Origin of the sequence: Azohydromonas aeria (assembly GCF_009760915.1) — a bacterium.
Classification (GTDB): Bacteria; Pseudomonadota; Gammaproteobacteria; order Burkholderiales; family Burkholderiaceae_C; genus Azohydromonas; species Azohydromonas aeria.
On record NZ_VIDQ01000040.1, the window covers coordinates 38,593 to 62,822 of the forward strand.

At 73.7% G+C, this 24,230-nt stretch carries 20 protein-coding genes; 11 read left to right on the plus strand and 9 right to left on the minus strand.

Going from position 1 to position 24,230, the window contains the following annotated elements; translation table 11 throughout:
* Nucleotides 1–14: 14 nt before the first annotated feature.
* Nucleotides 15–1,226, minus strand: a complete 1,212-nt coding sequence (locus FJ694_RS21510) for an OmpA family protein (RefSeq protein WP_232540156.1) — start codon at nt 1,224–1,226, stop codon at nt 15–17.
* Nucleotides 1,223–2,728 (minus strand): serine/threonine-protein kinase, encoded by a 1,506-nt coding sequence (locus FJ694_RS21515; protein WP_232540157.1) that lies wholly within the window; start codon nt 2,726–2,728, stop codon nt 1,223–1,225. Before FJ694_RS21515 ends, FJ694_RS21510 begins: the two co-directional genes overlap by 4 nt.
* A 117-nt stretch (nt 2,729–2,845) precedes the next feature.
* On the opposite strand from FJ694_RS21515, the gene FJ694_RS21520 reads away from it, so the two are divergent.
* The 4 genes from FJ694_RS21520 (at nt 2,846) to FJ694_RS21535 (ending at nt 7,313) form a co-directional block, all read left to right on the plus strand.
* Complete coding sequence (locus FJ694_RS21520; protein ID WP_157269373.1) at nt 2,846–3,289, plus strand: GNAT family N-acetyltransferase; 444 nt, start codon at nt 2,846–2,848, stop codon at nt 3,287–3,289.
* A gap of 81 nt (nt 3,290–3,370) precedes the next feature.
* Nucleotides 3,371–5,218 (plus strand): protein kinase domain-containing protein, encoded by a 1,848-nt coding sequence (locus FJ694_RS21525; protein WP_157269374.1) that lies wholly within the window; start codon nt 3,371–3,373, stop codon nt 5,216–5,218.
* Nucleotides 5,215–6,306, plus strand: a complete 1,092-nt coding sequence (locus FJ694_RS21530; protein WP_157269375.1) for a polysaccharide deacetylase family protein — start codon at nt 5,215–5,217, stop codon at nt 6,304–6,306. Before FJ694_RS21525 ends, FJ694_RS21530 begins: the two co-directional genes overlap by 4 nt.
* A gap of 44 nt (nt 6,307–6,350) precedes the next feature.
* Nucleotides 6,351–7,313 carry a tetratricopeptide repeat protein gene (locus FJ694_RS21535; protein WP_157269376.1) on the plus strand — a complete coding sequence of 321 codons (963 nt, stop codon included), beginning with the start codon at nt 6,351–6,353 and terminating at the stop codon, nt 7,311–7,313.
* A gap of 210 nt (nt 7,314–7,523) precedes the next feature.
* On the opposite strand, the gene FJ694_RS21540 is transcribed toward FJ694_RS21535, so the two are convergent.
* Entirely contained in the window at nt 7,524–8,585 is a 1,062-nt protein-coding gene (locus tag FJ694_RS21540) for a M23 family metallopeptidase (protein WP_157269377.1), read from the minus strand.
* A gap of 122 nt (nt 8,586–8,707) precedes the next feature.
* Here FJ694_RS21540 and FJ694_RS21545 point away from each other — a divergent pair, with 122 nt between their 5' ends.
* From FJ694_RS21545 to FJ694_RS21555, 4 genes are all read left to right on the plus strand, one after another.
* The gene (locus FJ694_RS21545) at nt 8,708–9,961 is read left to right on the plus strand and encodes a TIGR02270 family protein (RefSeq protein WP_157269378.1); all 1,254 of its coding nucleotides are present in this window, start codon (nt 8,708–8,710) and stop codon (nt 9,959–9,961) included.
* 24 nt (nt 9,962–9,985) lie between these two features.
* Nucleotides 9,986–10,138, plus strand: a complete 153-nt coding sequence (locus FJ694_RS36760) for a hypothetical protein (protein ID WP_198320926.1) — start codon at nt 9,986–9,988, stop codon at nt 10,136–10,138.
* A 98-nt stretch (nt 10,139–10,236) separates the two neighbouring features.
* Nucleotides 10,237–11,832 carry a type VI secretion system-associated FHA domain protein TagH gene (gene tagH / locus FJ694_RS21550; RefSeq protein WP_157269379.1) on the plus strand — a complete coding sequence of 532 codons (1,596 nt, stop codon included), beginning with the start codon at nt 10,237–10,239 and terminating at the stop codon, nt 11,830–11,832.
* Nucleotides 11,833–11,843: 11 nt separating this feature from the next.
* Nucleotides 11,844–12,587 (plus strand): PP2C family protein-serine/threonine phosphatase, encoded by a 744-nt coding sequence (locus tag FJ694_RS21555; RefSeq protein ID WP_157269380.1) that lies wholly within the window; start codon nt 11,844–11,846, stop codon nt 12,585–12,587.
* 253 nt (nt 12,588–12,840) lie between these two features.
* On the opposite strand, the gene tagF is transcribed toward FJ694_RS21555, so the two are convergent.
* From tagF to tssJ, 5 genes are read right to left on the minus strand one after another with little or no spacing between them, the layout of a single operon-like run.
* Nucleotides 12,841–13,545 (minus strand): type VI secretion system-associated protein TagF, encoded by a 705-nt coding sequence (gene tagF / locus FJ694_RS21560; RefSeq protein WP_157269381.1) that lies wholly within the window; start codon nt 13,543–13,545, stop codon nt 12,841–12,843.
* Nucleotides 13,545–17,105, minus strand: a complete 3,561-nt coding sequence (tssM, locus tag FJ694_RS21565; protein WP_232540158.1) for a type VI secretion system membrane subunit TssM — start codon at nt 17,103–17,105, stop codon at nt 13,545–13,547. The genes tagF and tssM overlap by 1 nt, the downstream gene beginning before the upstream one ends.
* Complete coding sequence (locus FJ694_RS21570) at nt 17,102–18,460, minus strand: DotU family type VI secretion system protein (protein ID WP_157269382.1); 1,359 nt, start codon at nt 18,458–18,460, stop codon at nt 17,102–17,104. Before FJ694_RS21570 ends, tssM begins: the two co-directional genes overlap by 4 nt.
* A gap of 4 nt (nt 18,461–18,464) precedes the next feature.
* The gene (gene tssK / locus FJ694_RS21575; protein ID WP_157269383.1) at nt 18,465–19,820 is read right to left on the minus strand and encodes a type VI secretion system baseplate subunit TssK; all 1,356 of its coding nucleotides are present in this window, start codon (nt 19,818–19,820) and stop codon (nt 18,465–18,467) included.
* Nucleotides 19,817–20,332 (minus strand): type VI secretion system lipoprotein TssJ, encoded by a 516-nt coding sequence (gene tssJ / locus FJ694_RS21580; RefSeq protein WP_157269384.1) that lies wholly within the window; start codon nt 20,330–20,332, stop codon nt 19,817–19,819. Before tssJ ends, tssK begins: the two co-directional genes overlap by 4 nt.
* A gap of 109 nt (nt 20,333–20,441) precedes the next feature.
* On the opposite strand from tssJ, the gene FJ694_RS21585 reads away from it, so the two are divergent.
* Nucleotides 20,442–21,818 (plus strand): lytic murein transglycosylase, encoded by a 1,377-nt coding sequence (locus tag FJ694_RS21585; protein ID WP_198320925.1) that lies wholly within the window; start codon nt 20,442–20,444, stop codon nt 21,816–21,818.
* Between the two features lie 138 nt (nt 21,819–21,956).
* The gene (locus FJ694_RS21590; RefSeq protein ID WP_232540159.1) at nt 21,957–23,210 is read left to right on the plus strand and encodes an MFS transporter; all 1,254 of its coding nucleotides are present in this window, start codon (nt 21,957–21,959) and stop codon (nt 23,208–23,210) included.
* 73 nt (nt 23,211–23,283) lie between these two features.
* Here FJ694_RS21590 and FJ694_RS21595 read toward each other — a convergent pair whose 3' ends face one another.
* Entirely contained in the window at nt 23,284–23,661 is a 378-nt protein-coding gene (locus FJ694_RS21595) for a hypothetical protein (RefSeq protein ID WP_157269386.1), read from the minus strand.
* Nucleotides 23,662–23,940: 279 nt separating this feature from the next.
* Here FJ694_RS21595 and FJ694_RS21600 point away from each other — a divergent pair.
* Nucleotides 23,941–24,230, plus strand: a 290-nt coding sequence (locus FJ694_RS21600; RefSeq protein WP_157269387.1) for a hypothetical protein, incomplete at its 3' end; no start/stop codon positions are given.

Consider the following 24,230-nt stretch of genomic DNA (forward strand, 5'->3'; position numbering starts at 1 on the left):
CAGGCGTCGCCGCCTCAGCACGCCAGCATCCTGAACTCCACCCGCCGATCCAGCGCGTCGCTGGCATCGTCGGTGCCCGTGCCGATCAGGTTCTGCCTGAACCCCGCGCCGCTGGACTGCAGCCGCGGCCCCAGCTCCGCAGACTCGGCGACGAGCTTCTGCCGGATCGCCAGCGCCCGCCGCTCGGACAGCCGGTCGTTGTAGCTCTCGCTGCCGCTGCGGCTGGTGTGGCCCACCACGTTCATGCAGGCCTTGGACGCGGCCACGTGCCGGGCGATCTGGCGCAGCCACAGCGGGTAGGGGCCGCTGATCTTGGGCTCGGGCCAGAAGTCGGTGCTGTTCGGGCTGAAAAGAAACTTCACGCCCAGGCTGTTGTTGGCCACCGCCGTCTCCACCACCTTGCCGAACGCCGCCTCGGCGTCGGCATCGCGGCCGAGCTTCCAACTGGAGAGGTAGATGCCGTTGCGCGTGCGCATCTGCTCGCCGGCGGGGTTGTCCAGCGCCGTGCGGTACAGGCCCAGCGCCTGCTCGTACTGCTCGGCGTTGTAGGCCTGCGTGGCGGCGTTGATGATGGTGGCCACGTTCACGCGCTGGAAGTAGTCGGCATCGGCCGGCGTGCCGGGCCGCGCCTGCGTGGTGCGCACGTAACCGTCCACCACCTTGTCCTTCACCAGCACGGGGCTGTCGCGGTAATAGGGCGTGGGCGTGGCATCGAGCCGGTCGTTCACGGCGCGGCTCGAGGCCTGGGCCACGACGTGGCCGCCCTTGAGCTCCACCAGCGACAGGTTGAGCTGCAGCGGCGGGCGCCCGCCCGGGCGCTCCCGGGCGTCCTGCAGGTGCTGCAGGGTGCCCACGAGCAGGTAGCGCGCCTTGCCCAGGTTCGTGCCCTGGAAAGGCAGCACCTCGAACTCGCCGGCACGCAGCCGGGCGCTGACCTTGTCCTCCAGCGCGCGCGTCAGCGCCGACTGCTCGCCGGAGCCGCCCTCGATCATCGGGTCCACCACGACGCTGCGGGAGGCGAACTGCGCCTTCAGCCCCAGCGCCTGCCGGGCCTGCGTGATGAGGCTGTCCGTGGCGGTGGCCACCGCCTGGTCGAAGCTCACGGCCTCGGTGCTGGCGGTGGGGCCGGTGGGCGTGGCGCAACCGGCCAGCGCGGCCAGGGCGATGGCCGGCCAGGCCGGGAGCCGGGCTCGATGGGTCATGGGGATGTTGGGCGTCGTCTTCATTGCTTGCACTCCTGTTTGAGAACGTCGCGCTCTTCGGGCGCCAGGGGCTCGCCCAGCATCACGCGCTGGATGACGTCGGCGCAGCGGGCGGAAAGCGGGCGCCGGGCCGCCGGTTGAGGCGCCGCGGCTGGCGCGGTACGCGCCGCGGTTGTTTCCGGTGCCGGTCGCGCAGGCGGCGCGTGGGAGCGCGGTCCGGCGGCTGGTGCCTGCAAAGGCGCGGGCCGCTCGACCCGTGGCAGCGGGGGTTGGGGTGGCGCTGGCGCCACGGCATCCGCCGGCGCGTTGCGCGATTGCGCCGGCTGGGAATATGTATTGGGTGCGGGTGCGGGTGCGGGTGCGGGTGCGGGTGCGGGTGCGGGTGCGGGTGCAACCGGCTCGGTGGCAGGGGGACTTGGCGAAGGTGCGGAACTCGGCGCCATGGGCAACGCGGGCGGTGTTGGCCTGCCGGTGCCGCCGCGCGCGAACAGTCCGTAGGCCACCGCGGCTGCCAGCGCCAGCGCGGCAGCCGTTGCAAGCGCACCCGTGAGCGGTCGGCGCTGCGGCCGTGGTGCCGGCGAAGGCAAGGGCGCTTCCAGCAGCGCCCGCAGCTCTGTGGCGCTTTGCGGACGGTGCCGGGGCAGCACGGCCAGCGCGCGGTCCAGCGCCTGCAGCAAACCCGGGCCGTAGCGCCCGGCAGCCACGCGTGCCAGCGGCTCGTACTTGTCCGACAGCAGCCGCTGCAGCGCCGGCGGCGGCGTGCGGCCTGTGATGGCGAAATGGGCCACCGAGGCCAGGGCATAGAGGTCGGTCCACGGGCCCTGGTGCATGTCGGGCGCGTCGCCGTATTGCTCCACTGGGGCGTAGCCGGACTTGAAGATCACGGTCAGCGCGCGCTTCATGTCGCTGATGACGTGCCGCGCGGCGCCGAAGTCCAGCAGCAGCGCGCGGCCATCGGGCAGGATGAGGATGTTGTCCGGCGCGATGTCGCGGTGGCAGCATTGCGCCGCGTGCAGCACCTCCAGCGCCTGCAGCAGCTGCAGCAGCAGCGCGCGCAGCCAGGCCTCGTCGGGTGGGCGGGCCAGCGCCTTGAGGTGTTGCGCCAGCGTGATGCCGGCGTAGTAAGGCATGGCCATGTAGGCCGTGCCGTGGGCTTGCCAGAAGCGGTGCACCTTGAGCAGCGAGGGGTGGTCAAAGCGCGCCAGCAGCCGCGCCTCGTTGATGAAGCTGCGCAGCCCGGCGTCGAAGGTGTCGGCGTCGCGCTTTGAGCGGATCGACACCGTGAGCGCCTGCGTGCGCTCGGCCAGTGCTGCAGGCATGTACTCCTTGATCGCCACCTGGCGCTGCAGCGCGTGGTCCTGCGCGAGGTACACGATGCCGAAGCCGCCGGCCCCGAGCACCGACAGCAGCTCGAACTCGCCCATGCGCAGCCCCGCCGGCAAGGCGCTGGCGTGCGCCGCCGAGGGGCCGTCGCCCGCCAGCGGCCCGGTGTGCAGCTGCGTGCGGTCGTCGTCGGGTGTGGCCATGGCTGCGGGGTTGCGCACCCCAAGTTAGCCCGGCCGAGGCGTGCCGTGGCGTGACCTTGGTCCATCGCCCGACCATCGCGCCGTGCCCAACATCCCGGGACGCGCATGGACATGCTCATGAAGCTCTACACCCTCGGCGACGTGCCGCCGCCGGTGCCGGCTGCCATGCGGCTGCGCAAGCCGCTGGGGCCGGAGCACGATGGCGCGCTGGGCTGGGTCGAGGCGCACTTCGGCGCACGCTGGCGCAGCGAGGCTGGCGTGGCGCTGGCGAACCGCCCGGTGTCGATGTTCATCGTGCAGCACCGCGCCGAGCTCCTGGGCTTCGCCTGCTTCGATGCCACCGCGCGCGGCTTTGTCGGCCCCATTGGCGTGCTCGATGGTGTGCGTGGCAAGGGGCTGGGGGCGGCGCTGCTGTACGCCTGCCTGCACGACATGCGCGCTGCGGGCTACGGCTATGCCGTGGCCGGGCACGTGGGTGCGCCGGGCTTCTTCCGGCGGGTGGCCGGTGCCATCGAAATTCCGGACTCGACGCCAGGGCTGTACGGCACGCTGCTCCGATGACTTTGGTCCGTTGCCCGAAATCGCGGCGCAGCGGGAGCATGCCCGCAACACGCGCAAGGCGCGACAGGCGAGGTTGCAGCCATGGCATCACCGGACGGCTCTCCCGTGCCGACCCCTTCACCCGCGGCCGGCAGTGCCGGCTCGCTGGCCGCGACGCGGCCGCCGCAGCGCCCGGCCAGTGCCGACGACGATGACGACGAAGCCACGCGCCTGATACCGGCCCCGCGGCCGCCCGGCGTCGGTGCGTCTGCAACGGCATCGCCCGGGCTGCCGCCGCAGCCGCTGCGCGACGCGGGTGCAACCTTGCCCGGCGGACCGCCTGCAGGCGAGGCGCAGGTGCGCCAGGTCGGCCGCTACGAAATTCGGGAGCGCCTGGGCCGTGGCGGTATGGCCACGGTGTTCCGTGCCCACGACCCGAGCATCGGGCGCGATGTGGCGGTGAAGTTCCTGCACGCCTCGCTGTCGGAGAACGAGGAGGTGCGCGCGCGCTTCCTGCGCGAGGCGCGCGCCGCGGGGCGGCTGTCGCACCCGAACATCGTCATCGTCTACGACGTCGGCGAGATCGAGGGCCGGCCCTACATGGCCATGGAGCTGCTGCAGGGCCAGCCGCTCAATGCGCTGATGGACCAGGGCGAGCCCCTGGAGGTGCGCGAGGCGCTGGTGCTGGGCATCCAGCTGGCGCTGGCGCTGGACTACGCGCACGCGCACGGCATCGTGCACCGCGACATCAAGCCCAGCAACATCGTGCGGCTGCAAGGCGCACAGACCATCAAGGTCACCGACTTCGGCATCGCGCACATGGACACCGTCGGCGACGAGCAGCGCACGCGCGTGGGCGACATCCTGGGCACGCCGCAGTACATGTCGCCCGAGCAGACTCAAGGGGAGAAGCTCGACGGCCGCTCGGACCTGTTCTCCGCCGGCATCGTGCTGTACCAGATGCTGGCTGGGCAGCGTCCCTTCACCGGCGACAGCCTGGTGTCGCTGGCGCTGCAGATCGCCAAGGAGGACCCGCCGCCGCTGGAGCGGTTGCGCCCGGAGCTGCCGCCGGGCCTGGCGCGCGTGGTGCAGCGCTGCCTGGCCAAGGCGCCGCAGCAGCGCTACCAGAGCGGGCGCGAGCTGGCCGAGGCGCTGGGCAAGGTGCTGGCCGCGATGGACGAAGCCGCGCAGCAGCGCGACAAGCCGCGCATCGTGCCGTTGCGCGTGAAGTGGGCCGCCTCCATGGCGCTGGTGGTGGCGGTGGTGATGGGCCTGGCCGCCACCGTGGTCACACAGCGCCAGGCGGCGGCCATGCGAGGCCAGGCCATGGACGTGGGCGCCGCGCTGGCGCGGCTGATCGCCGTGCAGAACGCCGCGCCGGCGCTGGCCGAGGAATGGGTGACGGTGGAGGTGGCGCTGCAGGAGGCGATGCGCACGCGCGACCTGCACGACGTGGCCGTGCTGGACCGCGCCGGTGTCGTGCGCGCCTCCAGCCAGGGTGCGCTGCTCAACCAGCCCTATCGCGCACCGGCAGGGCAGGCGTTGGGTCGGCGTGGCGACGCGGTGCAGGTCACGCGCTACCAGGACGGCACCGCGTCGGTGCTGGGCTTCGAGGCGCCCATCACTTTCCAGGGCAAGGCCGTGGGCCGCGTGGTGCTGGGTCTGCCCGAGGCGCCGCTGCTGGCCGTGGTGCGGCTGTCGCTGGCGTGGATGGCGCTGCTGGTGCTGGTGACCGTGGTGGCCGTGGCGGCTGCCATGTATTTCCTGGCCGAGCGGCTGGCGCGCCCGATCCGGCGGCTGGGCAGTGCGCTCGACGAGATTGCCGCCGGCCACGTCGAGCACCGTATCGGCGAGCAGCGCAAGGACGAGTTCGGGCTGCTCTTTGCTGCCTTCGACCGCATGGCGCAGGCGCTGCAGTCGCGCCTGGGTCCTCCGGAGCGCACGCCGTGAGGTGCGGCGCCGCGCTGGCCGGCGCTACGCTGGCATGGGGGCTGGGCGGCTGTGTCACGGCGCCGCCCACGGCGTTGGCGCCGCCTCCGGTGCGTGCGCTGCAGGCCCCGGCTCCGCCGCCGCCGCCCGTGCGCGCGGTCAAGCCGCCGGCGCCGCGCGCCACGGCGGGCCAGGTGCTGGCGCGCAGCGAGCGCTTCGTGATCTACGCGCCCGCGGCCGGCGAGACGCTGCGCGCCGTGGCCGCGCGCTTCCTGGGCAGCGAGGATGCGGCCTGGTCCATCGCCGAGCTCAACGGCGTGGAGCAGGCCGAAGCCGGCCGCGCGCTGGCGCTGCCGCTGCAGGCGCCGAACCCGCTGGGCGTGCGCGCCGACGGCTACCAGACCGTGCCCATCCTCTGCTACCACCGCTTCGGCCCGGGCAGCGGCAAGATGGTCGTCTCCAGCGCCAGCTTTGCCGCGCAGCTTGACTGGCTGCAGCGCAACGACTACCACGTCATCCGGCTGGGCCAGCTCGTCGACTACCTCGAAGGCCGCGCGGCGCTGCCGCGGCGCTCCGTGGTCATCACCATCGACGACGGCTATGCCTCGGTGTACCGGCACGCTTTCCCGCTGCTGCGCCAGCGCGGCCTGCCGGTCACGCTGTTCGTCTACACGGACTTCATCGGCAGCGGCGGCGAGGCGCTGTCCTGGTCGCAACTGGCGGAGATGGCCGGCTCAGGGCTGGTGGACGTGCAGGCCCATTCCAAGTCGCACCGCAACCTGATCGATCGCCCCACCGGCCAGAGCGAGGAGGCTTACCGCCGCGTACTGGAGCAGGAAGCGCGCGTACCGCGCGAGCTGCTGGAGCGGCGGCTGCCGGTGCAGGTGCGCCACTACGCGCTGCCCTACGGTGACGCCAATGAAGCGGTGCTGGAGGTGCTCTCGCGCCAGCAGTACCGGCTGGCGGTGACGGTGAACCCGGGCGGCAACGCCTTCTTTGCCCAACCGCTGATGCTGCGCCGCACCATGATCTTCGGCGACCACGACCTGGACGACTTCAGGGCCAAGTTGCAGGTCAGCCGGCCTTTGCCCGCTGCGGGGGCGCCATGAGCATGACGGCCTGGCGGCGACTCAAGGCGACAGCACGGCACCCCATGGCCGTGGCCAGCTGTGCTGTGCTGCTGGCCGGCTGCGCGGGCGTGTCCGCACCGCCGAGCGACGCACCGCCCGTCGCGGTGCCGGCGCTCCGGCCCGCCGTGCTGCCTGCCGAGGCCTTCGAGCGGCGCCAGCGGGAGGCCGCCGCGCTGGCCGAGGAGCAGGGCCGCCTGGCCGACGCGGCACTGGCTTGGGAGCTGCTCGCGCTGCTGCGGCCGGAGGTGGAGGAGTACCGCACGCGGCTGGAGGCGATGCGCCGGCGCATCGAAGCCGAGGCGGAGCAGCGCCTGCAGCGCGCCGCGCAGGCACGCCAGCGCGGCGACCTGGACGCAGCGGCCGCGCAGTACCTGGCAGCGCTGGCGGTGAAGCCTGACGACCTCCGCGCCGCCGAGGCGCTGCGCGGTATCGAGCGCGAGCGCAACCGGCGGTTGTACCTGGGCCGCTACTCGCGCTACACGATCACGCGCCGCGCCAACCTGGAGGCGGAGATGATCAACGCGCGCACGGCTCGTGATCCGCAGGCCGGCACGCGCACCACCATCGCCGACGGCAGCGTGGTGGGGTCCGCACCGGATGCTGTCGGGCGCCCGCTGCGCGCCGCGCGGCCGGAACGCCTCGGCCACCCGAAGCGCAGCCAGCGGGAGGCGCACGCTGCCGTATCCGGGCGCAACGAGCTTGAGCACGCCTCGATGCTCATGGCGCAGGGCCAGATTGCCGATGCGCAGGCGATGCTGGAGGCCAGCGTGGCCGCCGATCCGCACGACGCCGCCAGCCGGCTGATGCTGGCCGAGGTGTACTACCAGCACGGCGAGCGGCTGGCGATGCATGACCGCGCCGCGGCCATCGCGGCGTTGGAGAAGAGCGTCAAGGCGGACGCGACACACCCGAGGGCGCAGGCACGGCTGAAGCAATTGCGGGCGTCACGGGTTGCAGGCGAGGGGGCGCTGGACGATCCGCGTTGAGAGGGCGCGCAAGGACGGCGGGCCCGGGACGTCATGCACATCCCACTGGCTTTCGGCTGCCGTGGCGGCGATCCGAAACGCTTCCGCACACCGGGCCGCTTCCATCTCCTCTCCGGCTGGAGCGCGCGGGGGAAAGGCTGGCACGCCGAGCGTTTCGCGGCGGCACTCCGAAGTTCGAGTCAGGTGGGTATCTCCCGGCCCGCCGGTGCCTCACTTCAGCGCTTCCACTTTCCGCTTCAGGTCCACGGCGCGCTGCCTCTCCAGCCGGGCGGTGTCGTTGCCCGGGTCGAGTTGCAGCACGCGGTCCCAATGGCGGATGGCGCCGTCCAGGTCCTGGCGGGCGAAATCGCCGCGCGCGTTCGCGGCGTAGCGTGCGGCCAGCCGCTTGTTCAGCGCCGCCAGCCGGGCGGCCGGGGCGGAGCCGGCGTCCAGGCCCGTGGCACGCCGCGATTCCGACAGCGCCCGCTCCAGTTCGCCGGCGCGCTCCGCCGCCTCGGCGCTGGTCAGCGCCCGTTCTGCCACGGAGGGCTCCGGCGCCGCCGTGGGCAGCGGCAACGGCGTGGTTGCCGGTGCAACCACGGGCACGGGCAACGGCGCAGGTGCGGGGGCGGGCACGGGTGCAACGGCGGTGGCGGGTGCCTTCCTGGGCGACTCCGTCATCTCGGTCCGGGCCGGCACGCGCGGCTCGCGCGCATCGCGCTCGCGTTCGCGCTCTCGGGCCTCGCGTTCCGCCAATGCCGGACCCTTGCCGGGCACGCGCAGCGACTGGCCGCTGGAGAGCTGGCGCGGCACCTTGAGGTCGTTGAAGCGCGCCAGTGCGTAGAACAGGAACTTGTCGCCCATGAAGCGCTCGGCGATGCTGGACAGCGAGTCGCCGGGCCGCACGGTGTAGCTGAAGCTCTCGCGTGGCGCGATCACGGGCTCGTTGATCTGGCGAAGCAGGCTCAGTGCCAGCCGGCTCTGCGGGTCCAGCACCAGCGCGCGTTGCAGCTCGGCGCGGGCCTGCTCCTCCTGGCCGGCTTCCAGCGTGACGACGGCCGCGAGCGCCATCTTGTGCGCCTGTTGTTGCGCCGCGGGCGAGGCCGGGCCGGGGGCGGGCGGCGTGGCGGAGGCGGAGTCGCGTGGCGGCGGCGCTTCGGAAGGCGCCGAGATGGTTGCGGGCGGAACCGCTGCCGCTTCGGGCTGGGACGGCGGCTTGGTGGCGCAGGCACCCAGTGCCGCGGCCACGGCGCACAGCGCGCCGCAGCGCGCACGCAAAGTGAAGCTGTTCATGGCAGGGCCCTGTCCCGGCTCGGTCCAGTAAGCGGTGCCAGGCAGTGTGCGCCAGCAGCCTCCGCAGGCCGTGTGACTAAGGTTGGTTGTGCCGCGCGGGGCCTCTTCGAAGCATGGGTGCGATGCAAGGCTTGGAGCGCCCGCCCATACCTGCCGTGGTGCAGCAGCACGCGCAGGACTGCGCCCACCTGCGCCACGTGCGGTCGGTGCTGGTGCGCGCACCGCACGTGCGGCTGCGTCACCTGCGGCGCCTGGACGAGCGCATCGCCGCGCACCTGGACGGCCTGGTCGTGGCCGGTGCCTACGGCCGCGCCCTGTGCACGGCCGCGCTGGCCAGCCCCGGTGCCGGCGAGGTGTTCGCCGTCGCGGTGCTGGCGCTGAACGGCCAGGACCGGCCGGCGCTGCAGCGGCTGCTGGCGCTGGCCGCGGAGCTGCCGTCAGCACGGCGCGGCCTGCTGTCCGCGCTGGGCTGGCTTCCGGCCACGGCGCTGCAGGGCACGGTGCAGGCACTGCTGAGCGCGGTCAATCCGGCATGGCGTGCGCTCGGCCTGGCCGCCTGCCGTCTGCATCGCACCGACCCGGGCGCTGCGCTGGAATCGGCCCTGGCCGCCGACGTGCCGCTGCGCGCCGAGGCGCTGCGCACGGCGGGGGCGCTGGGCCGCACCGATCTGCGGGACCACGCCCTGGCCGCCCTGGACGGCGAGATCGCTGATCAAGCCGCCTGGACGGCCTGCCTGCTGGGCGACCGCGATGCGTCGCTGCGCCACTTGGCGCTTCGGGCCCAGGACGACGGTCCGGATGCCGAAGCCGCGTTGGCGCTGTTGTTGCGGGCGGCACCTTTCACCGACGCGCAGGGTGCCGTCGCCGCGCTGTCGCAGCGCGTCAGGCAGGCGCCGGCGCTGCGGCGGCAACTGGTGCGCGCCATCGGCGTGCTGGGCGACGCACAGCATGTGCCGTGGCTGATCGCGCTGATGGACGACCTGCGCTTCGCACGCCTGGCCGGCGAGTCCTTCTCGCTGATCACCGGCGCCGATCTGGCCGCGCTGGACCTGGAACGCAAGCCCCCCGCGCGCCTCAACGGGCCGTCCGACGACCCCGAGGACGAGAACGTGGCGCTTGACGAGGACGAGGGCCTGCCCTGGCCCGAGCGGGAGAAGGTGCAACGCTGGTGGCAGGCGCGGGCGATGAACGTGCCGGCCGGGGTGCGCCTGTTCATGGGCGCACCGACCTCGGCGTCCCAGGCTGCGCAGGTGCTGCGTGAGGGCACGCAGCGCCAGCGCCTGCTTGCAGCGCGTGAGCAGGCGCTGCTGCAACCGGGGCGACCGCTGTTCGACGTGCACGCGCCCGCGTGGCGCCAGCAGCGGCTGCTGGCCTGAGGCCTGACGCGCATGGCGCCGCGGGTGTTGTTCCCCCTGCTGGCCCTGGGCTTCGTCGTGGCGGCGGCCTGGCGCTGGGGCCATGTGCGACGCATGGATCCCGCGGCGTGGACGTGGGCGCTGTTGGCGCTGCTGTTCGCCGTGGCTGCCGTGGCTGCGGCGCTGCGCGCGGCGTAGGGGATGCCGCGCGCTCGTGACTTTCGGCCATTGATGACCCCCGCCACGCGGGAAACCATGGTTTCCACAGTCCCGCCACTCCGAACCTGCCAGCTGCCATGAGCCTGACCTTGCGCGCGGTGTCGCTCGACGACCAGCCGCTGTCGCGCCCCCTTGCGGCGCGCTTCGGGCACGAGGGCGGCACCATCGGCCGTGCCGACCACAACACGCTGGCACTGCCCGACCCCGAGCGCCACATCTCGCGCCAGCAGGCGCAGGTCAGCCGCACGCCCGCCGGCTTCGTCATCACCAACATTGGCAGTGCCAACCCGATCACCGTGCGCGGCCAGACGCTGCTGCAGGGCCAGTCCGCGCCGCTGCTGCACCACGCCCAGGTCCGCATTGGCGGCTACCTGCTTGAAGCCGCCGAGGACGAGTCCGATGCCGAGGCCACGGCACTCATCCCCGTGTCCGCGCTGCGCACCGGGGATCCGACGCCGACGCCGGCCGGCGCGCGGGTGGCCGACGCGGCGGCTCCGGTGCCGCTGGACGAGCACGAGCAAAACGCACCCATGCCGCTCCCGATCGAGTGCGCGCTCAACCAGCGCCTGTCGGCTGACAATCCCTTCGCCGAGCTGTTCGGCCCCGCCGATGCCGCACCGGCCTTCTCGCCCGATGCCGCAGCCGCGCGCTCGCCGCGGCTGCCCGACGATTTCGACCCCTTTGCGCCGCGGCCCGCGTGCACGCCGCCGTCCGCGCCGCCGCTGGCGCCGGCTGGTGCCGGCGTGTTCGACGACCTCATCCCTGGAGCAACCCCGCGCTCGATCGACGAAGCCTTCGAATTGCGAGACGGGCGCGAGCGGCTGCGCGACTTCGAAGCCGGCCTGGGCCAGCCGCTGGGCGACCCGCCGGCCGGCGCGGCGGCGCATGCCGATCCTTTGGCGCTGTTCAGCGCCGCCCCGGGTGTCGCGCCGCCCGGGCCCACGCTGCCCGATGCCACGTCAGAGTTGCGTGCAGCATTCCGGCCGCCGCCGCTGGCGGCCGTGCCGGTGGCGCCGACAGCGCCGCAGGCACCCGCGGGGGTGCCCGCCGTGGCGCGGCGGCCTGCGCCGGCGGACGAGGCGGAGCTGTGGAAAGCCTTCTGCGAGGGCGCCGGCGTGACGCTCGATCTGCCCCAGGGGCCGACCCCGGCGCTGTTGCGCACGGCCGGCGCGCTGCTGCGCAACGCCGTGGGCGGGACGCTGGAGTTGATGTGCGTGCGCGCCACCATCAAGCAGGAACTGCATGCCGACGTGACCGTGATTCAGTCCCGCAACAACAACCCCCTGAAGTTCTCCCCGGATGCGCAATCGGCGCTGGAGCAACTGCTGCAGCCGCCCCTGCGTGGCTTCCTGGATGGACCGGCGGCGATGGCCGACGCGATGGAAGACCTGGTCGGCCATGCCATCGGCACCATGGCCGGCACGCGCGCAGCGCTCGAAGGCGTGCTCGGCCGCTTCGCGCCGCAGGCACTGGAAGGCAAGCTCAGCGGGCCCAGCATGTTGCAAAGCCTGCTGCCCATGAGCCGCAAGGCCCGTCTCTGGGAACTGTACCTGCAGCATTTCGAGTCCATCCGCGACGAGGCGCAGGAGGACTTCGACACGCTGTTCGGCAAGGCCTTCCTGGCCGCCTACGAGCAGCAGATGCAGCGGCTGCGCCAGACGCGCAACGGCTGAACGCACCAGCGATGGAAGCCATCGACATCGCCGGCTGCAGTTACGCCGGCGCGCGCAAGCGCAACGAGGACGATTGGCGCGGCGGCGGCGCCGGTGCCCGCGCCTGGGCCGTGCTGGCTGACGGCGCCGGCGGACACCGCGACGGCCGCGAGGCGGCGCGCTGCGTGGTGGAGCAGGTCCAGGCCGCGCTGGCGGCCGAGGGCGCCGTGTTCGTGCCGGACACGCTGTCGTGGGCCGTCTCCGCGGCGCATGCCGCGCTGTGCGAGGCACAGCCCGGCGCCAGGGGCGTGGAGCGCATGCACGCCACGGTGGTGGCGTTGTGGCTGGATCTCGAAGGCGCGCGCGCGCTGTGGTCGCACGTGGGTGACTCGCGCCTGTACCGCGTGCGCCGCGGCGACGCGGCGCTGCTTACGCGCGACGACAGCGTGGTGCAGCAGTTGCTCGATGCCGGGCTGCTTACCGAGCGCCAGGCGCTGTCGCACCCGCACCGCAACCAGTTGCTGGCCGCGCTGGGCATGCCCGAAGCAGTGCAGCCTCACACGCTGGCCGAGCCCGAGGCGGTGGAGACCGGGGATGTCTTCCTGCTGTGCAGCGATGGCTGGTGGGGCGCGCTGGAGCTGCGCGACATCGCGGCGGCGCTGGAGTCCGCCGCCGGCGTGCAGGCTTGGCTGGCGGCAATGTGCGCGCGCATCGAAGCCCGGGCCGTGACGGCGCAGGACAACTTCAGTGCGGTGGGCGTGGCGTTCCGGCGCTGACGTGTGTGCCCGATGCTTGCGCAGCTGGGGCTCGGGCTGCCGCAGGCACGGCCAGGGCGATTCTTCTCGGCAGCGGGTGGTCCCCGAGACCGCCGGCGACGGCTGGCTCCGTGCCGAATTCGCACCGCGGAGCGCTGGTTTCTATCGTGTAAGTGTCGTGGCCGAATCGTTGAGAACCGCGCCGGACGACTTGGTGGTCATACCGGCTGAAGCGTCGTGATCGGTCGGAACCTGGGTTCCCCAAGGAAGCTGTTCAGAAACTCACGATGCCCGGCTGTCCTGGCGACGTGATCCAGTTGTCGTCCAGGAGCAACCCACTCCATTCCTCGCTCCTGGGCAGTCCCCGGCTCACTTTCACCAGCAGGGCACCATCGCCTTGCGCACCGCGCCACCACAGGCTGCAGCCCGACAGCCGCGCTTGCGCTTCCCGCAGCGCCAACGCCAGCGCCCACTCGCCCAGTGAACACGGCGGCGCCGGCGGCATGCGCGGCACCGGCCAGGGCGGCAGCGTCTGCAGCGCGGCCTCGAAGCTTTCCACCGAGGCCCGCGCGCCCAGCGTGTGCAGCGCCGCCTGCGCCACGGCCTCGTACCAAGCCTCCAGGTGTTCCAGCGCCGGTCGGTCCGCGGGCGGCTGCGCCCGCGCCTGGACCACCAGCAGCGGGAAATAGCGCCCCACGGCGTCGCAGCTGGGCATGAGCACACCGAACCACCAGGACGGTCCCTGCACGCCCGGCGCCCAGGCAAAGCGCAGCAGCGGCGCGGTCAGATAGATCTCCAGCCAGCGCGTGCCCAGCCGCTCCTGCCCGGCCCGCATGCCCGCGGACAGCCAGGCGTCACAAGCGTCGCTGACTTCGGGCGCCAGGCGCCGCCGCGCGAAGTCCCCCAGCGCGGCGAGCTTGCCGTACCAGCCGGGGGCCCCGGCGCTGCCGGCGTCGTCGAGGGGCGCGGCCAGCGCCATCACAGCCCCGCCGGGCAGGAGAACTCCGCCAGCTCTGCCAGGCGGAAGGGGTTGCGCACGCTGCTGGCCGTCACTTCGAACACCGCGCGACGCCCGTCGATGTCGAAGGTGGCGCGAAAGCGCTCGGGTGCGCCGCCGGGGTCGATGCGCACGCTGTCGAAGAGCCGGAACAGCGCCCAGGGCCCTTCCTTCACCAGCCCGGAAGCGCCTGCGGCGCTGGGCGGCACGAGATGCACCCGCACCTGCGAGCTGCCGCGCGGCCCGGGCCATTGCACCGCCGTCGGAATGGCCGGGCCGTGGGCATAGCGCACGAGCTGGCCGTCCACGTCCAGCGTGAACTGCGAGATGGTGGGGTCCATCTCCAGAGGCTTGAACTCCAGCCGCAGCGACGGCACCGCGCCGCCGGGGAAGAAGGTCTCGCGGATGGCTGCGGCGCGCTGGAACTGCGGTAGCGAGCCGCTGTCTCCACCCAGCGCCGTGCCTTCCACGGGACGGAAGCGCCAGGGCCGCGCGCTGGTGTCCACGTAGGGCGCGAGCTTCTGCTGGAACAGTTGGTCGATCTTGCCGCCGGGGCCGAACAGTTGGGCAAAGTCGGCCTGCGTCACGTCGCGTGCGGCGTGGCGGTCCACCGGGTAGCGGCCGGCCACGGCCTGGCGGCAGAACTCGCCCACCTGCGAGCGCACTTCCTGCGACAGGCTCTGGCGCAGCACGATCCTGGAGATCTGCGCGCTGCCCTGCGCCAGCGTCTCCACCATGGCGCGCAAGGGCTGCGGCATCCCCGCCGCTTGCGCCTGTGCCTGGGCCGGCAGCGGCGAGGGCGGCGGTGCCGCGCCACCCTTGAGCGCCAGGTCCGCCGCGGTGAGTTGCAGGTGCAGGTCGGCGATCAGCGCCAGGGCTCCGTCCAGCGGCGCCTTGCCGCCCTCGGGGGCGGTGACGAACTGGCGCAGCGCGGCGAAGCGCTCGTCCACGAGCTGCACTTCCAGCCGCGGCGCGTCGGCCGGCGCCGCGCCGGTGCCCAGCGAGTCCGCGATGCCCTGGCGCACGCTCGTGATCAGCTCGTTGGCCTTGCGTCCGCCGCTGCGGTCGGGCGCACCCAGCGTGGTCTCGCGCGCGATGGCCTTCAGCAGCGGCGCCAGCGGGTTGTCCGGCGCGGACAGCAGCCGCGCCATTTGCGTGGCCTGCGCCATGCCGGCCAGGGGCTGGAGCTGGATATCCCCGATGAAGCCTTCCCAGGCGGCGGCGTAGTCGCCGAGGTAGAGGCGCCGCACCTCGTCCACCAGGGGCGCGTCGCTGCGCACCAGCGCCGCGGCATCCCGGGGCGCCTCGCCCACGCCCAGCACCCAGGACTGCTCCCGGGCCAGCTCGCCAGCCACGCGGGCCACCTCGCGCTGGAATCCCTGGTGGTAGCCCGCGTAGGAGAACAACCCCGGCACGCCGCGCGTCAACGGCGCGCCGCTGGGACGGCGGAACACCAGCGCGGCGTTGGCGCCGGCCGCACGCGCGATGCTGAACTCCGGGAACTCCTGGCCCAGCCCCTGCTGGCGCAGCCTCCGGTACACGCGCTGCGGCAGCGGCACCGAGGCCAGGCGCAACCGCGCCTGCTCCACCAGCGCCCGGTCCAGCGGCAGCGGCGACACCACCACCTCCTGCGCCAGCAGTGCGTCGAGGTGGGCCGAGAGAGCCGCGCGGTGCGCGTTGTCGAGGGAGCGGCCGAACTCCGTTTCCCAGCCCGCCTCCACGTGGCGCTTCAGTGCGGCGGCATCGAAGTGCTGCCGGTCGTGCAGCATCAGGTACGCCTTGAGCACCTCGTAGTCCGACTCCAGCGCGCCCATTGCGCGCAGTTGCGCCTCCAGGCGCAGCGCCAACCGCGGCAGCAGCGCGTCCACCAGCATGCGCTCGTAGGCGGCACGGACGGCGCTGTCCATCTTGCGGCCCTGGTACAGGCCGAAGCCCAGCGTCCACGGCGCCCCGTCGTCCCCGATGCCGGCGCGGGCCAGGCCGCGCGTGGCGTCCAGCGCCGGGACGATGGGCAGCAGCTCGGCCGAGGCGCGGTTGGGCGTGGCTTGCACCAGCTGGCGTACCTCGGCCGTGCGCTGCGCCACCTCGGCCAGGTAGTGCCGGTTGCCGGCATAGCTGGTGGCCCAGGCGGCAAGGAGGCCGGTGCCCAGCAGCGCCAGCGCCGCGTAGCCGCCCAGGGCCAGCAGGGTGCGGCGCCGCTCCCAGGCCAGGTTGGTGCCGGCCACGCCGGCCTCGGCGAACACCACCTCGGTGATCAGGCGCGAGAGGAAGAAGCTCTTGCCCACGCCGGCGTGCGGCGCGGAAAAGGCCTGCTCCAGCCGGTGGCGGCGCGCCACGCTGGCGAGCACGCGGTCGATGGGCGTGCCCTCCTGCGTGCCGCTGACGAAGTACACGCCGCGCAGCAGCGGCTCCACCTCGTAGGGGGAAGGCGAGAACGCCGCCTCCAGGAACTCCTGCAACAGGCTGCGCAGCCCTGCGAACTGGCCCGGGAAGCCGTAGACGAGCGCGCGCCTGCCCGGATCGCGCTCTTGCTGCAGCCGCTCGATCAGGCCGTCGTCCAGCCGCTGCTGCAACGCATCGAACTCCGGCCCGAAGCGCTCCAGGCTGTCGCGGGTGGCCGCGCCCAGATCGAAGGTGAAGCCCCAGGGCTCGGCGCGTTGCGCCTTGCCCAGCGTGTCGAAGGTCTCGGTGAAGCCGGCCATCAGGTCGCACTTGGTGACCAGCAGGTAGATTGGCAGCCGCAGTCCCAGTTGCGTGTGCAGCTCCTGCACCCGTGCACGCACCGTGGCGGCGTACTCGGCGCGGTCGATGGCGCCGCGCGTGAGCAGGTCCTGTACCGACACCGTGACCAGCACGCCGTTGAGCGGCTGGCGCGGGCGCGAGCCCTGCAGCAGTTGCAGGAAGCCGCTCCAGGTGGCGCGGTCGGTGGCGCGGTCGCTGTCCTGCGTGGTGAAGCGGCCGGCGGTGTCGATGAGCACGGCGCGGTCGGTGAACCACCAGTCGCAGTGGCGCGTGCCGCCCACGCCGCGCACGGCCTGCTCGCCCATGGCGGACGCCAGCGGGAACTGCAGTCCGCAGTGGCGCAGCGCCGTGGTCTTGCCCGAGCCCGGAGCGCCGATGAACAGGTACCAGGGCAGCTCGTAGAGGTAGCGCCCGCCCAGCCGCGCCGACCAGCCCGAGAGCAGCCCGCCACGGCCCAGGCGCGCGCGGCGCAGCGTCAGCAGCGCGCGCTCGAAGCGTTCGCGCACGGCGGCAAGGTCGGGGCTCTCGGTTTCCGGCGCCGCCGCCGGCGCGGCCAGGAGCTGGTCGACCACGGCCTGGTTGCCGCGGCGCGCGCGCCAGGCCTTCCAGGCCGCCATGAGCAGCGCGGCGGCGGCGAGCGCGGCGATGGCGATCCAGCGCGCGCGCTCGCTCTCCAGCGGGCGCACCTCCGCCACGGCCAGCAGCGGCCCGACGATCCACAGCGCCAGACTGGCGGCGCCCAGCAGCACGGCCCGCAGCAGCCAGCGGTTGAAGAGCAGCGACAGCAGCTTGCGGATCATTGCGCGGCTCCCTTGCCGGCCGGCACGAACAGCGTGATCTCGACACGGCGGTTCTGGGCGCGGCCCGGCTCGCTGTCGTTGGACGCGACCGGCTCGCCGGCGGCGCGGCCCTCGGCACGGATGCGCTCGGCCGGCACGCGGCGCTCGACCAGTCGCTCGCGCACGGCCTGCGCGCGTGCCTCCGAGAGGTGCCAGTTGGAGGGGAAGCGCGCGGTGCGGATGGGCGCGGCGTCGGTGTGGCCGGTGACCAGCACCGCGCCGCCGAGCCGGGCCAGCGCGTCGCCGATGCGCTGCAGCAACTCCTCGCGGGCGGCGCCGGGCGTGGCGCTGCCGGGTGGGAACAGGCCGTCGCCGCGCAGCGTGACCACGCTGCGGTCGGCCTCGTCGCGTACCGTCACCAACCCGGCCTGGATGTCGGACTGCAGCAACTGCGCCAGGCGCGGCGCCGCGGCCGGCCGCGGCGCGGGCACCGGTACCGGCACGGTGACCGCTGCCACGGCCGCCGGCGGCATCAGGCGCAACTGCTGGATCGCGGCGAACGCGGCGTCGGAACGGCGACCCAGCGAGCTCGCCAAGCCTAGATAGGTGCCGGCCAGCAGCAGCGCCACCAGCGCCGCCGTGGCTGCCAGCGGCAGCGCGCTGCGCCAGGCGCGTCGTGGCGCAGCCTGCACCTGCCAGTGCTGTGCCAGGGGCACGGGTACCGCGCCGCGCTCGCGCAGCAGGATCTGCGCGAGCTTGTCGCGCACGGCTTCGAGCTGGGCACGGCCATTGGGGATGAGGCGGTAGCGGCCTTCGAAGCCCAGCGCCAGGGCGCTGTAGATGAGCTCCAGCAGATCGCGATGCTCGCGCGGCTTGTCGGCCAGGCGGGCCATCAGCTGGAACACCTTCTCCCCGCCCTGGACCTCGTTGTGGAACAGCGCCAGCAGGCTCTGGCCGGCCCACGCGCCGCCGCCGCCCCAGGGCGTGTCGGCGGCGGCCTCGTCGAGCAGGGTGCACAGCACGTAGCGCGCGGCCATGACGCGGTCGGCCGCCACGCCGGCGGCGGCCGCGCGCGCGGCGAAATCGCGCACGCCCTGCGCCAGCGAGGCGCGCAGCGCGGCGAGGTCGTCCACGCGGCGCGTGGCCCGCAACTGCGGCGCGGCCAGCAGCAGCGGGTTGGCCAGCGCCACCAGCGGGTTCAGGCCGCCGGCGTGCAGGGCGGCTTCGGCATCGGCGTCGGGCTCGGCCGCGTCGGCACGCCCCGGCGCCGCGCGCAGCGCCGCCGTGGCGCGCCCGCCGGGGTTGGGCTTGATGAAGGTCTGCTGCTCCTCGTCGCCGGCGGAGAAGGGATCGGGAAAGGCAGCGCGCTCGGTCATGGCGTCATTGGCGGATGGCCCAGAGTTCGAGCTCCAGCCCGGGGAAGTCGCCGGCCACGTGCAGCGCCAGGCTGCCGTTGCGCTCGATCTGCTGCCACAGTTCGCCGCCGCGTTCCAGCTCGAAGTAGTGGAAGCCGGCATGGAAGGGCAGCTGGCGCGGCGCCACCGGCAGCAACCGCAGCGGCACGCCGGGCAGGTGCAGGTTCACCAGGTCGCGGATGCGGTCGGCAGGCCCCAGCGTGGACTGCGCCGGGAAACGCTGGCGCAACGGCTCGCCTGGCAGCGCGGCGTTGACGGCCAGCACGAAGCTGGCCTTGCGCGCCAGCGCCGGGTCCGGGATCAGTGCCGTGCGCACGTTGTGCAGGCGCTCGACCAGCTCGATCTGCAGTGCGTTGCGCTCCAGCACCGAGGACAGCATGCGGCGCAGGTCCTCGACCAGCGGCGCGAACGAGCCCTGCAGGTCGTCGTGCCGGTAGAGCGGGTAGTCGGGCGGGCGCCGCGAGGGGCTCAGCAGCGTGGCCAGGTCGCCAGCCAGCTGCAGGCAGGCCTGGTGCAGCGTGAAGGGGTGGGCTTGCGGTGCCAGCGCGAGCTGGCGCAGCAGCGGCTCGGCACGGTTGAGGGCCTGCAGCATCAGGAAATCGGCCATCTCGGACACGCCATGGCCGAGCTGCCCCATGCGCGTGGCCAGCAGCTGCGCGCGCTGGCGCACCAGGCCGTGCAGCAGCGTGGCCATGGCAGCGAGCTGGCCACTGGCGTCGAGCCGCACCTGCGGCGCGACGTAGCCGCGGTCCAGCACCACCTGGCAGTCGCTGCGCAGCTCCTGCACGCGCGCGATGCCCAGCGCTGCGCAACCTGCGGCGGCATCGCGCGCGCGCAGCAGGCGCAGGCGCAGCGCGCCGGTCTGCACCGTCTCGGGCTCGTCTTCGGCATGGGTCTGGTCACGCAGCGGCTCGTCCACCGCGCGCCAGCGTGCCGGGCCGCGCTGCGCGGCGGCATCGCCCGGGGTGCCGTCGTCGTCGAAGTCCACCTCGGTCACGCCCTCGCGCGCCAGCGGCACGGCCAGGCACACCAGCTCGTCCTTCATGTCGGCAGCCAGCTGCAGCGGCGGCGGCGCGGCATCGACCTGCGGTATGCGCAGCGGCGTGCCGTCGGGCAGCACGCCGCTGGCGCGTACCAGGCCGACACGGCCCTGCGCGAGCTGCGCCTCGTCGAGCACCAGCTCGAAGAAGCCCCAGCCGTGCGCGCCGGCGGCCTGCGAGCGCATGTCCACCAGGTACTCGATGTGGCGCCTCTCCTGCTGGAAGTGGTGCGGCAGCAGGAACATGCCCTGCGACCACACGATGCGGCTGTGACGGCTCACCGCTTGGTCCCGGGCTGCGGGGCCAGGGGCTGCAACTCGACCGTGGCGGCCAGCCGCGAGCCCTCGGCGCGGATGCGCAGCCGCTGCGTGCGGTGGGGCATCACCGGCAGCACGCTGCGCCAGGTGGCGTGCTCCAGGTCGCGGAACGCGCCGAGGAGGCCAATGAAGCGTGTCTCCGGCGCCAGCGTGCGCTGCAGCGGCCGCGTGCTGTCGGGCGCGAGCACGAGCTCCTCGCGTGCCACCAGGTCGGCGCCGAGCTCGGCTTGGTCGCGCTGGTAGAGCGAGACGAAATCGGCGTTGTTGAAGGCCGTGTCCGACTTGAGCTCGTATACCCGCAGCAGCAGCGGCGAGGGACGCCGGCTGATGCTGGGGTTGAGGTTGCCCGCGGCCTCGATGCTGCCCAGGAGCAGCGTGGGGGCCGGCGGCGGCGGGGGCTTGGGAGCGGCGCAACCGCTGCCCAGCACCCCGGCTGCAATCGCCGCAATGACCGATCCGACGCCGCCGATGGACACGATGGGCCTCCTGTCGTCCGGGGCAGGATAGGCAGCCCCCCGGCGACTGCCTCGTGACAAAGGTCACCGGCGCGAAGGCACCATGGGCGGCTTTGCGATGGAGATTCCTTTGACACGCCTTTTCGTTCCCGCCGCGGCGCTGGCGGCGCTGCTGGCGGGTGGCGCCGCCCGGGGCCAGCCGCTGCCCGAGACGCCGCCTGCCGATGCCTCCCTGGCGCCCTGTGTCGCCGCGCTGCGCCAGCGCCTGCCCGAGTTTCCCGAGGTGTCCGCGGCCACCTTCGAGCGCCACACCCGCGCCGCGCAGGATCTGCGCCCGGTGATCGAGGCCGCCACGGCCGCGCAGCCGGAGTTCCAGATCCCGATCTGGGACTACCTGATGCGCCGCGTGGACGCCGAGCGCGTGGCCGACGGGCGCGCGCTGCTGGCCGCGCAGTCCGCGGCGCTGCAGGCGATCCAGCAGCGCCATGGCGTGGACCCGGCGACGGTGGTGGCGGTGTTCGGCATCGAGACCGACTACGGCCGCGTCTCCGGCCGCTACCCGGTGGTCAGCGCCACGCTCAGCCGCGCCTGCCTGAGGCTGGACAGCGCCGAGCGGCGCCGCAACTTCTTCGCCGCGCTGTGGCTGCTGCAGGAAGGGCACGTGCAGCCCGACACCTTCCTGGGCTCCTGGGCCGGCGCCTTCGGGCAGACGCAGTTCATGCCCGCCACCTTCAAGGCCTACATGGACGGCGCGGTCGAAGGCGCGCGTACCGTGGACATCGTCGGCAACACGGCCGATGCGCTGGCCACCACCGCGCGCTACCTCTCCGCCCTGGGCTGGCGCCGCGGCCTGGCCTGGGGCGTGGAGGTGCGGCTGCCCGATGCGGCGCTGGAGCGCTTCAACGCCCAGGAGTCCGCGCACCGCTGCCTGGAGCCGAACCAGCCCATGGGCAGCTGCCGCACCCTGGCGCAGTGGTCGGCCGACGGCGTGAAGCGCGCCGACGGCGGCCCGCTGCTGGGCGAGGGCGGCACGCCGGGCTGGGAGCCAGGGCTGCGCACCGCGCTGCTGATGCCCGCGGGCAGCGCCGGCCCCGCGTGGCTGGTGACGCCCAACTACCAGGCGATCTGGCGCTACAACCGCGCCGACGCCTACGGCCTGGCCATCGGGCTGCTGGCCGACGCGCTGCGCGGCCAGCCCGGGCCGCGCACGCCGTGGCCCACCGACGACCCGATCCTGTCGCGGCGCGAGGTGCGCGAGCTGCAGGCGCTGCTGCAGTCCCGCGGCCATTGCGAGGTGCAGCCCGACGGCCGCGACGGCCCGCGCACCGCGGCGGCGATCCGCGCCGAGGAACTGCGGCTGGAGCTGCCGGCCACCGGCCGGGCCGGGACGCGGATCCTGGCGCGGCTGCGCGCGGACACGGGCACGGCGGCGGCCGCACCGGCGTGCGACGCGGCTGCCGCCGCGACGGCAGCCCCGCCTGCGGCCCCGACCCCGGCGCCGCGCTGAGGGCGCCGGGCGGCCTGCATTGCCGCATGGCGAACCCCGGTTCGCCATGCATGAAGCGGCGCGGCAGGCGCGGGCGCCGCGGGGGCGTTCCTCCGTACAGTGCCTTCCTTTGCCGCCCCGGCGGCGGAGCCGTCCCCCTTGAAAGCCGTCCCTCCCGCCGCCCGTGTCCCGGGCGTGCCCCCAGCCGCGCCGCGCGCCCCTTCCGCCTTCGCCTGCCTCGCCGCCACCCTCGCCATCCAGGTGCTGGCCTCGGCGGCGGTGATCGCGCCTACGGCGGTGGCGCCGGTGATCGGCGCGCAGATGGGGCTGCCGGCCGCGGCCGTGGGCCTCTATGTAGCGCTGGTCTACCTGGGCGCCATGCTCGCCAGCGTGCTGGGCAGCCATTTCATCGCGCGCCACGGCGCCATCCGCACCAGCCAGGCGTCGCTGGCGCTGTGCGCCGCGGGCCTCGGGCTGATCGCGACGGCCACGCTGTGGGCGGCGCTGCCGGGCGCCTTCATCCTGGGCCTGGGCTACGGGCCGATCACGCCGGCGAGCTCGCAGATCCTGGCCCGCACCACGCCGGCGCACCGCATGGGGCTGGTGTTCTCGCTCAAGCAGACCGGCGTGCCATTGGGCGGCGTGATCGCCGGGCTGGTCGTGCCGCCGCTGTCGCTGGCCGCCGGCTGGCCCCTGGCGCTGGGGCTGCTGGCCGCGGCGTCGCTGCTGTGCGCGGCGCTGGCGCAGCCGCTGCGCGCCGCGCTGGACGCCGACGCGGGCGGCTCCCAGGCCGGCGCCGGCACGGGTTTCGGCGCCCTGGCGCGGCCGGTGGCGCTGGTCTGGGCCGACGCCACGCTGCGGCGCCTGGCGCTGTGCTCGCTGGTGTTCTCCTGCGTGCAGGTGTGCGTGACGGCCTACCTGGTGAGCTTCCTCACGGCGCAATTGCACTGGGCGCTGGTGGCCGCGGGCGTGGCGCTGTCGGTGACGCAGACGGCCGGCGTGGCCGGGCGCGTGCTGTGGGGCGCGGTGGCGGACCGTGGCCCGGGTGCGCGGCGCATGCTGCTGGCGCTGTGCGTGCTGATGATCGCCGCCGGCGCCGCCATGCCGCTGCTGCGCCCGGACAGCCCGGCCGCGCTGGTGCTGGCGCTGCTGGCCATCTACGGCGGCACGGCCATCGGCTGGAACGGCGTGTACCTGGCCGAGGTGGCGCGGCTGGCGCCGCCGGGCCAGGCCGGCGTGGCCACCGGCGGGGTGCTGGCCTTCACGTACCTGGGCGTGGTGGCGGGGCCGCCGCTGTTCGGCGCGCTGGCGTCGAGCGGCGCGGGCTTCGGCTGGGCCTACGCCGCCACCGGGCTGCCGCTGCTGGGCTGCCTGGCGCTGCTGGCCGGCGCGGGACGAGTGCGCAAGGCGTGAGCCGGGCATGAAAAAGGCGCCCGCGGGCGCCTTTCGACTTCAGCTCCGGACAGCGCCGAAGCGTGCGGCCGCGTCAGGCCGCGGCCGGGCGCACGCGCGGCGCCTTGCCCTGCGCCATCTCGGACACGGCGCGGGCGGCCTCGCCGGCCATGGACGGCGCCTTCTTCAGAAAGGCTTCCTGGCTCTGGTCGGCGAAGACCAGGGCGCTCTGGCCCAGGTCGGTCAGGAACTCCATCCAGTTCTTGACCAGGCCCATCAGGAACTCGCTGAAGGCGTTGGAGGCGAGCAGCCCGGAGGCGGCATCGGTGCTGCCGGTGGAGAACTTCTGCGCCGCGCCCAGGGTCTGCGACATCACCTCGGGCGAGGTCGAGAACTTGGCGATGAGGTCCATGTTGGCGCGCGCGAGCTTGGTGTAGGGGCTCAGCAGGGTTTCGAAGGCGTCGGTGGGCATGAAGGGCTCCTTGTGACGGAACAGGTTGCGGGTGTGCTCGGCGATCTGGTCCGCCCCGGCTGTGGCTTCGTCGAGCGTCCTTTGGCGCCACCCGCGCCGCGCGACGTGGCGCGGCACGGGCAACGCCCCTTGTCTCCTGTGCGTCCGGGCGGTGCGGCTTGATTTTGCTGCAATGCAGCAATTCGTGCGCCGACATCGGAGCGGCGTTGCGCATCGACACAAATCGGCAGCGATCGTTGGACGCCGGTCCCGGTCCATGGCAGGAGGAGCGCAAGCGCGATGCCGAAGCTGTTCTGGGTGCTGTTGCCGCTGCTGCCGGCGCTGGCGTGGCTGGCCTGGCGGGTCGGGCAGGGGCGCGCGCCGCCGCGGCGGGTGCTCAATGCCGCCAGCAGCCTGCTGCTGCTGGCGTACCTGGCGGCCACCGCCGGGCTGGGGCTGTTCTGGGTGGCCCGGCAGCAGTTGCCGGTGTTCGACTGGCACTACCTGTTCGGCTACGCCACGTTGGGGCTGCTGGCACTGCACCTGTCGCTGAACCTGGGCAGCGCCTGGCGCGCGCTGCGCGGCGGCCG

Coding starts and splice junctions, on each gene's coding strand:
- FJ694_RS21555 (WP_157269380.1), top strand. CDS start 11,844: ATGGAAGCCATCGACATCGCCGGCTGCAGTTACGCCGGCGCGCGCAAG.
- FJ694_RS21510 (WP_232540156.1), bottom strand. CDS start 1,226: ATGAAGACGACGCCCAACATCCCCATGACCCATCGAGCCCGGCTCCCG.
- FJ694_RS21525 (WP_157269374.1), top strand. CDS start 3,371: ATGGCATCACCGGACGGCTCTCCCGTGCCGACCCCTTCACCCGCGGCC.
- FJ694_RS21515 (WP_232540157.1), bottom strand. CDS start 2,728: ATGGCCACACCCGACGACGACCGCACGCAGCTGCACACCGGGCCGCTG.
- tagH (WP_157269379.1), top strand. CDS start 10,237: ATGAGCCTGACCTTGCGCGCGGTGTCGCTCGACGACCAGCCGCTGTCG.
- tagF (WP_157269381.1), bottom strand. CDS start 13,545: ATGGCGCTGGCCGCGCCCCTCGACGACGCCGGCAGCGCCGGGGCCCCC.
- FJ694_RS21595 (WP_157269386.1), bottom strand. CDS start 23,661: ATGCCCACCGACGCCTTCGAAACCCTGCTGAGCCCCTACACCAAGCTC.
- FJ694_RS21540 (WP_157269377.1), bottom strand. CDS start 8,585: ATGAACAGCTTCACTTTGCGTGCGCGCTGCGGCGCGCTGTGCGCCGTG.
- FJ694_RS21535 (WP_157269376.1), top strand. CDS start 6,351: ATGGCCGTGGCCAGCTGTGCTGTGCTGCTGGCCGGCTGCGCGGGCGTG.
- FJ694_RS21570 (WP_157269382.1), bottom strand. CDS start 18,460: ATGACCGAGCGCGCTGCCTTTCCCGATCCCTTCTCCGCCGGCGACGAG.
- FJ694_RS21520 (WP_157269373.1), top strand. CDS start 2,846: ATGAAGCTCTACACCCTCGGCGACGTGCCGCCGCCGGTGCCGGCTGCC.
- FJ694_RS21545 (WP_157269378.1), top strand. CDS start 8,708: ATGCAAGGCTTGGAGCGCCCGCCCATACCTGCCGTGGTGCAGCAGCAC.
- tssM (WP_232540158.1), bottom strand. CDS start 17,105: ATGATCCGCAAGCTGCTGTCGCTGCTCTTCAACCGCTGGCTGCTGCGG.